We start from the raw sequence: 8390 nt of genomic DNA, 5'->3' as shown, positions 1-8390 counted from the left end.
GGGGGATGAGAGCCCGGGGCCAATTGGCCTTGTGCGATAGCCCTGCAGCAAGAGGCCCCTCCGTGTTTTTGGCTAGACTTTGCCTAGGGCGTGTCGGGGCTGCGTGCGCGCATGACATCTGCGTGCGCGCATGAGGGAAGCGATCTGGGCAGCACAGGGAGCTCAATACAGTCTCGCGCCAAGCAATACCGGACGCTTATCTGTCCTTCCGGCAGCAGAGCCCTGCCATGCCTAATCACCGCAGTTAACCGAGGCTTTCCAACCACGCCCATTAATGACCACGGTGGCGAGCCGAGGTATCTGAAAGCCCCGGAAACCGGGAAATTCCGTGGTAAATCAGACCCTTACCAAAAACGTAAACATCTCGGAAAATTAAGAGTTTTTTACCGACTCCGGTTCATAGTCGAGCCAACCTCAAGAACTGAGGCACCAGCACCACAAGGGTCCAGAAGGAAGTAATTATGTCCGACGTTACGCTCAGCAAGGCCGTTCGCTCTAACCTCATGAGCCTGCAGAACACTGCAGAGATGATGAACAAGACGCAGAGCCGCCTCGCCACTGGCAACAAGGTAAACTCGGCTCTCGACAACCCGTCCAACTTCTTCACGGCTTCCGCGCTCAACAGCCGCGCTGCCGACATGAGCAACCTTCTCGACTCCATGGCCTCGGGTATCAAGGTCATCGAAGCCGCGAATAACGGCCTCACCGCCCTGACCAAGAACCTGGAATCCATGCAGTCGACCCTGCGCCAGGCCCGTCAGGACAAGTCTTTCCAGACCAAGTCCTTCGAAGTTGGCGACAATTCGGTGATCAACCTCAGCGGTGGCCAGTTCGGCGACCTCAACGTCAAGGTTGACCTGGCCAGCGCCACCCAGGAAGGCACCAAGGCCGCTGTTTCGACCGCTGCCACCAGCTTCCTCGGCCCGGTGTCGACCGCCGGCGGCGAACAGGGTTCGGGCGCTCGCTCCGTCATTTCCGGCATGGGCGGCTTCACCAACAATGACAAGATTTCCGTTGCTGGCGTCGAAGTCACCCTCTCGGAACCCTCTGTCGGCGCTCCGCTGACCGCCGATAGCGTTGCCAACAACATCCGCGCCGCTCTGCAGAACGACCCCTCCACTCTGAACAAGTTCACTGTGACGGCCGGTACGGGCGCGAACAGCGGCAAGGTGATCATCGAAACCGTCGATCCCACCGCAGAAGCTGCTGAAGTCGAGTTCGGCGCTGGCTCGGTTGCAGCCACTAAGGGCGAAACCAGCTTCAACTACTCGGCGATCACCTCGAATGTGAGCGTCGGCGGCCAGACCATTGCCACCGGCTCGACCTTCGACTCCTTCGTCAAGAACCTGCAGGACGGCGCTGCCGCCGGCGGTTACACCGTCACCGCCGATGCCACCACCAAGGACATTAAGCTCACCAGCACTGCCTGGGGCGGCGCCGCACCGACCGTGACCGGTGTGCCGACCAATTCCGGCGCAGTAGCCGGGTCTGCCGCTGAAACCACCTTCACGCTGACCAGCTACAACGACGCCGGTACGCAGAAGCTGACTTCGGCTCAGGACCTGAACATTGCCGGCGCTACCGGCGCGGTCAGCCTCACCGCAGGCATGACCGGTGCTCAGATCAAATCGGCGATCGAAGGCGACGCCAATATAAATGCCGCCTACAATGTCTCGGTCGACAACACGACCCTCGAGGTCACCCTCGAAGCCAAGACCAATGGCACAACTGCTCCGGGCGTAACGTCCACCAAGGCAGCAGTTGCCATGTCGCCTGCATCGATGACCACGTCGGGCGGTTCGGTTGACCTGTCCACCGGTACAACTGACCTCTCTGCCTATGCCGGTACGGAATTCACCATCACCGACGGCACGAATACCGCGACTCACACCATCGCAAACGGTGAGACTGCCGCCGACCTGATGACGGCGCTCAACGCCAACGGCTTCACCGTAACCGGCACGAATGGTGGCCTTTCCATCACCAGCGTGTCGGGCACCAACTTCACGTTGACCATCGATAGCGGTTCGACCGACTTCGGCCTCGCCGCTTCTTCCGAAGCATCCACCAACGGCGTCGTGGCCTCGCCGGCCGGTATCACCGGCGCAGTGAACACCACCAATGGCGTAGCCGACACGGCTGCCGTCATCGGCCAGACCAGCACGCCTCCGGTTCAGGGCGCTTCTGTCGAGGCCGTTGAAGCGGCCACCAACAACTTCACCGTCTCCTACGACGGCAAGACCGCCGACATTTCGATCGGCGCCGTGAAGGGTGGTATCGGCTCGACCTCGAACATCGTCGAAGTCAAGGAATGGCAGGACAAGACGGTTGCCGCCGTCAACACCACCCTGGCCCAGGCCGGTATCACCGGCGTCGAAGCCAAGTTCGGCGACGATGGCAAGTTCTCGATCGTCGCCAAGACGGCCGAAGCCAAGACCATCGCCATCTCCGGCGACGACTCGGTGGCCCTGTTCGGTACCGATGGCGTCAAGACCGGCGTTGCCGAGAAGAGCCAGCTGAACTCCACCAAGACCGTCGACAAGTTCGTCGAACTGATCAACCGCGATCACGGCACCAAGGTCCGTGCCTCGAACGACAACGGCAAGTTGCGCATCGAGAACCTCTCGACCCAGTCCCTCGACGTCGGCGTGGACAAGGACGGCAACAATGCCGTGAACACCACCAAGGTCGATGGCAACTCGGTTCGCGCCAATCTGTCCAAGCAGTTCAACGAACTGCGTGACCAGCTCGACAAGCTCTCCGACGACGCCTCGTTCAACGGTATCAACCTGCTGCGCGGCGACAAGCTGAAGATCACCTTCAACGAGAGCGGCACCTCCTCGATCGACATCCAGGCCAAGGACAAGGATGGCAATATCCGCGCCATCAACGCCTCGAACCTGAGCGTTGAAAGCCTGACCGCCGAGGATCTGGACACCGACGAAAAGATCGACGCCTTCCTGGCCAACCTGTCGACCGCCCTGACCGAGCTCCGCTCGCAGTCGTCGGCCTTCGGTTCCAACCTGTCGTCTGTCGAAAACCGCCAGTCGTTCACCAAGAACATGATCAATACGCTCGAAACCGGCGCCGCCAACCTGACGCTGGCCGACACCAACGAAGAGGCCGCAAACCTCCTCGCCCTGCAGACCCGCCAGCAGCTGTCGTCCTCGGCACTGTCGATGGCGTCGCAGCAGGACCAGGCCGTGCTGCAGCTCCTGCGTTAATCGCTTCGAACGCGCAAAATCCGGAAGGCGGGCCACAAGCCCGCCTTCTTCTTTTTTCAAGGGGTGGTAACACTATGCCACCACGAGTCTCCCCTGCCCCGCGGCGGCACGCCGGCCACCTCTCCCGACAGGAACCCAGCCATGTCCCTCAAAGTCGAACTCAAGCCCGGCGAGCGCCTCCTGGTCGGCCAGTGCATCATCACCAATTCGGACCAGCGCACACGCCTGTTCATCGACGGCAAGGCCCCGATCCTGCGCGAGAAAGACATCCTCACCGTCACCACGGCAGACACCCCGGCCAAGCGCATCTACCTGGCGGTGCAATTAATGTATCTCGAGGAGGACACGGCGCGGCTCCGCGACGAATATTTCAAGCTTATCAATGAGATAATTACGGCCGCGCCGTCCATGATCTCGTTGGTAAACGCAATCAATAACGAGATATTAACCGGTTCACTTTATAAAGCATTGAAGGCAGCCCGCAAACTTATCCAGTACGAACAGGACCTTCTTGCAAATGTACCACCAGGGAGCGCAGGCCTATCAACAAACGGCCCGCAAGACTGAATCCCCGCGTGATCGCGAAGCCAATCTGCTGTCGCGGGCCGCTGCCAATTTCCAGCTGATCGTCGACGCCTGGGAAACCAAGCAGGACAGCCTGAACGAGGCGCTGCTGTTCAACCGCCGCATCTGGAACATCTTCCTCACCTCGGTGACCCGCGAAGACAATCCGCTCCCCGCTCCGGTCCGCCAGAACATCGCCAATCTCGGCCTGTTCGTGATGAACGAGACCCGCGAGCTGCATATGGAGCCGGCCAAGGCCAAGCTGACGACGCTGATCAACATCAATCGCCAGCTGGCTGCAGGACTGCGCGGCACCGGCGACTGAGCCGGGCTTTCAAGACCAGAAATTGCCAAACCCCCGGGGATCGCTCTCCGGGGGTTTTGCTTGTGGGGGGCAATTGGCGGCCGGGCGCAAAGAGAAGCGGGCGGAGTATGCCCTGCCCCGCCCGTTTCGTCGTCCCATGCGGCTATTCAGGAGCCTATTTGAGGTAGTTGACCAGGCTGAGGCCGGCGACGGTGGCGGTGGTCTGGAAACTGGCCTCCAGCCGCGTCTTGATGGCGAGCAACTGCATCACCGTCTCTTCCATGCGCACCTGCTCCACCTCGCCCAGCAGGGTTTCGAGCTGGCCCGTGAACTGCACATTGCGCGCCTGCGCCGTGCCCACGGTGGCGCGAACCACGCCGAGCTGCAGGGTGATCTGCTCGACCGAACTGTCATTGGTCGCCGTGTCGGTGGAGAAATTGGTGACCTGCCGCTCGACCATGGCGCTGAACCGGCCCTGCGAGGTGGTATCGCTGAGGTCGTATTCCTGGATGCTCATCGCCGCCAGGGTCATGACCATCTGGCGCAGGCCGTTCTCATTGGCGCGGACGCCATAGCCCACCTTGGTGGAGTCATCGACCTGCGCGGTGGCGGAGAGGCGGGGATTGTCGCCAGGAGTGCCGATCTCGCCATTGTACCACTTGATGGTAGGGCGGGAGTCGAAACCGGTGGTGGGGGCCCAGCCCTTGGCATTTTCGATGCCGTTGGACAGGTCGATGCGGCGCGGCACGCCATCGGCGCTGAAGAAATCGTCGGCGGCCGCATAGGTCGATGCGGCGACCAGGGTGGTCTTGCTGACATCGTCGAGCTTGAGCTTGAGCGCGGCCTCGAAAGATGCGGCCGTTTCTTCGGCATTGGCGCCGATGCGGAACTGGCCGGTCTGCGGCTCGCGATCCACCGCCTGCAGCGACATGGGCGTGGTGGTGCCATCGGGCAGGGTCAGGTTGACGGTGATGGATTCGCCGGAGCGGGGGATGCCGTTGAAAGTGATCGAGACACTGGCCGAAGGGCCTGACACGGCCGAAACGGTGACCTTGCTGCTGGTGGTCGAAGCCGAGGACAGGCGATAGCCGAACTCGGTGGCCGGGATCTCCTCCTGCAGGCGAATGGTCGTAGGCGGAGTCCCCAGGGCTTCGGCGTTGAGGCGCCCGGTCTTCACTGGCGCCTCGAGCTTGCCCATGGCCGTCTCGATGGCCGATTGCAGATTGCCCAGCGCCTGCTTGCGGTTGGCGCCGATCTCATACTGGACGGGATCGGCAGCTGGATCGGCCGGGCCGGTGACGGCTTCGAACACCAGGTCGCGCGTGACGCCATCGGGTCCCTTGACGCCGATGGTCAGCCGTTCGCCGGCTGCCGGCAGCGCCTGCATCTTGATGCCGACCTTTTCCATGCCGTCCTGATGGCCGATGATCTTCACGTCGCTATTGGAGGTGACGAACTTGGTGAAGTTCTCGAGCGTGCCAAGCTTCTGCCCCATCAGGTTCTGCAGATTGCCGGCGGTTTCCTCGAGATTGCCGCCAATGCTGTATTGCGGCGGGGTGGCATTGGGGTCGGAAGGACCGTTGACGGCAACGGCGGTGAACGCCTGGGTGGAGCCATCGCGGCGCGTCAGAGTCATGCTGATCTGGTCGCCAACGCTGGGCTGCACGCTCACCTGCACGGTCGGCGCCAGCGGCTCGGAGGTCGGGCCAAAGGTCTGCATGGAATTGGTATTGCCCGAGATCGAGGTGATCTTGTAGCCGAAGCGCTCGAACTCGGACGAATTGACCACGAGGTCATTGCCCCAATAGCCGTAGATCTCGCTGCGCGGCAGGCCGAGCGAGCCCAGCGTGTCCGTGCTGTCAGGCCCCTGGTCCGCCAGCTTGCGTTCACCGGCAACGGTGAGGAAGCCGTCGGATTTGCCGTCACCATTCATGATGCGGTCATAAGTTGCCACGGGGGCAGCGTCGGTCTTGTTGCCGCCCATGAGGTAGCGACCAGCGACATTGAGGTTCAGCGTTTCGAGCAGCAGCGACAGGCGATTGATAGAGTTCTGCTGCAGGCTGACCATGGTCAGGTTGTTTTCGCCAAAGCTGGTGGGCGAGGCCGCCGTACGGGCCTCGGACTTCAACCCATTGATGGCGGTGAAGGCCTGGTCGAGGAAATTCAGCCGCAGGTTCACCGTATTGATATTGGCATTGAAGGATTCGAGCTTGGAGACGCGCGTGCGGGTGGCCAGCGACACCGCGCGGTCATTGCCCATTTCGGCGAGGGTCTGCGCCTTTTGCCCGCTACCGAGCTGCGTCTGCAGCTTGCCCAGCGAATCCTGCATCTTGGAGATGACGCTGTAGCCTGCCTGCACCGGGTACATGGACTTATTGACGAGCATGATCGGCGTCCTCAGCTAAAGGTTTGCATCAGCGTGTTGAGCAGTTCCTGCACGACAGAGGCGACGCGGGCATTGGCGGCATAGGCATTCTGCAGTTCCATCAAGCGAGCGACTTCCTCGTTGATGTCGACACCGTATTTCTCATCCATGCGCGAGGTGATGGCGTCGAGCGTCTGGCTATTGGCCTCGGCTGTCGAGAGCGCGGTCGAAATGGTGCTGCCCTGATATTCCATTGTCTGGAACACCATGTCGGAGAGGGTGCCCGAGAGGCGAAAACCGCCCGACGTCACCGCCACGGCCGAATTGGAGCCAAAGCGCAGCGTGTTGAACTGCTCGACCAGATAGTCGACGCGCTTGCTGTCGCCCGCGCTGGTGCCGGCGGCATAGTTGACCAGCAGCTTGTTGTCGGTGATCACGTCTGGATTGACGGTGATCCGCGAGGCAAAGCCAAGGCGTTGCCCTTTGCCGGACAGGCTGTTGGTGAATGGGGTACCGTCCGAGTCCACGAAGAGATTGAAGCCGAGGTCGCCGGCCTGATCCTGGCTGGGGGTCCAGCGGGACGTGGCCGATAGCGGCAGCGCATTGCTGTTGGCGCGGATATCGAGCGTAGTGCCCGCATTGACGTTGAAGGTCGGGCCCAGATTGAGCGAGGAATTGAGCACGGTGGCGACATAGTTCATGTCGATCGTGCCGATCGGCCCGCCATTGGCGAAATTGATGCCGACGACCTGGGTACCGAGGCTATCCGGGGTGGTGAGCGGCAGCTTGGACGGATCGTCGACGCGCACAATGCGGGCATTGTGCTCTATGCCATTGGCGTCGCGATAGCGCATGACGACATCATTGCCGTCCTGCAGCTTGGCCAGATCGACCGAATAGCCCTGGGGCGAGCCGGTGGCCTCGGTGGCAGGGGTCTGCACGGTCGAGAACACCTGCGCCAGGGCGCCGGCGATATCGTCGAGCTGCTTCTGCGCGTCCTGCAGCACGGTGTCGCGCATATTGATCAGGGCGCCGAGTGTCCCCGAGCGGATGGCGCCGTCCTTGACCAGATCGACGCGGGTGCCGTTGGGGGTCTCGATAACCAGCTTGCCGACATTGCTCTGCGCGTCGTCGACATTGAACTGGGAGGCCGCATTGAGCGAGCCAGCCTGTTCGAACACCAGCTTGGACGGCTTGACGTCGAGCATGGAGGCGCCCGAAAGCGTCGAAACGCGGACGGTGCCATCGGTATTGTAGTCGACCCGCAGATCCATCATCTCGGAAAGCCCCGAGACGATACGGTCGCGCTGATCGAGCAGGCTGTTGCGAGTGTTCTGATCGACGCCGTAATCGGCCAGGATCATATTGACGTCGCGCAGCGAGCCCAGCATCGAATTGACCTGGTCGACGGCAGTCGCCATGCGGGTCTCGGTTTCCCGACGCATGCTCTGCACTTCCAGAGACAGGCGATTGAGCGTGTTGGCCATGTTGGTGGCCTGCGCCACCACTTCGGCACGGGTCGCATAGTTGTCCGGGCTGGTGGCCAGGGAGTCGAGAGACCCCGAAAGCTTGCCGAGGACGGAGTCGAGCGAACCGGCACTGCCAGGCTTGCCCAGGGCAGTCTGCAGGCGATCCATGAACGATCCCCGCGTGGCGGAGAAGGCGGTCTCGGGAACCTGCTTGGTGTAGTAGTTCTGCAAAATGGAGTCGAAGGAGCGTTCGACCTTGCCGGCGCGGACATAGGAATTGTCGCCGCGCCCGACTTCGATGACGTTGATGGTCTGCTTGTGATAGCCCGGCGTCCCCGCATTGGAAATATTGCGAGAGATGACCTCAAGTGCCGACTGGCTGACCTTGAGACCGGACAGGGCATTGCCGATGGCAACCGTCAGACCCATTGCAAGACCCTCTTGGCGTTAGACAGAAGCGGGAC

5 protein-coding genes are annotated in these 8390 nt (G+C 61.6%); 3 read left to right on the top strand and 2 right to left on the bottom strand.

From position 1 onward, the window contains the following. The first annotated feature begins 461 nt into the window (after positions 1 to 461). The 3 genes from DEVEQU_RS18395 to flaF all read left to right on the top strand — a co-directional run bounded on the left by DEVEQU_RS18395 (position 462) and on the right by flaF (position 4113). Positions 462 to 3224: a flagellin N-terminal helical domain-containing protein gene (locus tag DEVEQU_RS18395; protein ID WP_126152064.1), complete on the top strand. Its 2763-nt coding sequence runs from the start codon at positions 462 to 464 to the stop codon at positions 3222 to 3224. A gap of 141 nt (positions 3225 to 3365) precedes the next feature. Further along, positions 3366 to 3791 carry a flagellar biosynthesis repressor FlbT gene (flbT, locus tag DEVEQU_RS18390; RefSeq protein WP_126152063.1) on the top strand — a complete coding sequence of 142 codons (426 nt, stop codon included), beginning with the start codon at positions 3366 to 3368 and terminating at the stop codon, positions 3789 to 3791. Continuing rightward, positions 3742 to 4113: a flagellar biosynthesis regulator FlaF gene (gene flaF, locus DEVEQU_RS18385; RefSeq protein WP_126152062.1), complete on the top strand. Its 372-nt coding sequence runs from the start codon at positions 3742 to 3744 to the stop codon at positions 4111 to 4113. The genes flbT and flaF overlap by 50 nt, the downstream gene beginning before the upstream one ends. A 154-nt stretch (positions 4114 to 4267) precedes the next feature. Here the strand turns inward: flaF and DEVEQU_RS18380 are convergent, their stop codons facing one another. Together DEVEQU_RS18380 and flgK are read right to left on the bottom strand one after the other, a co-directional pair. Next, positions 4268 to 6478, bottom strand: coding sequence for a hypothetical protein (locus DEVEQU_RS18380; protein ID WP_126152061.1), 2211 nt, complete (start codon positions 6476 to 6478; stop codon positions 4268 to 4270). Between the two features lie 11 nt (positions 6479 to 6489). Beyond that, the gene (flgK, locus tag DEVEQU_RS18375; protein WP_126152060.1) at positions 6490 to 8355 is read right to left on the bottom strand and encodes a flagellar hook-associated protein FlgK; all 1866 of its coding nucleotides are present in this window, start codon (positions 8353 to 8355) and stop codon (positions 6490 to 6492) included. Positions 8356 to 8390 lie beyond the last annotated feature (35 nt).

The sequence above is a fragment of the Devosia equisanguinis genome, from assembly GCF_900631955.1.
Lineage (GTDB): Bacteria > Pseudomonadota > Alphaproteobacteria > Rhizobiales > Devosiaceae > Devosia > Devosia equisanguinis.
Note: the sequence above shows the minus strand (reverse complement) of the source record. Positions and strands in the feature narration are given on the sequence as shown.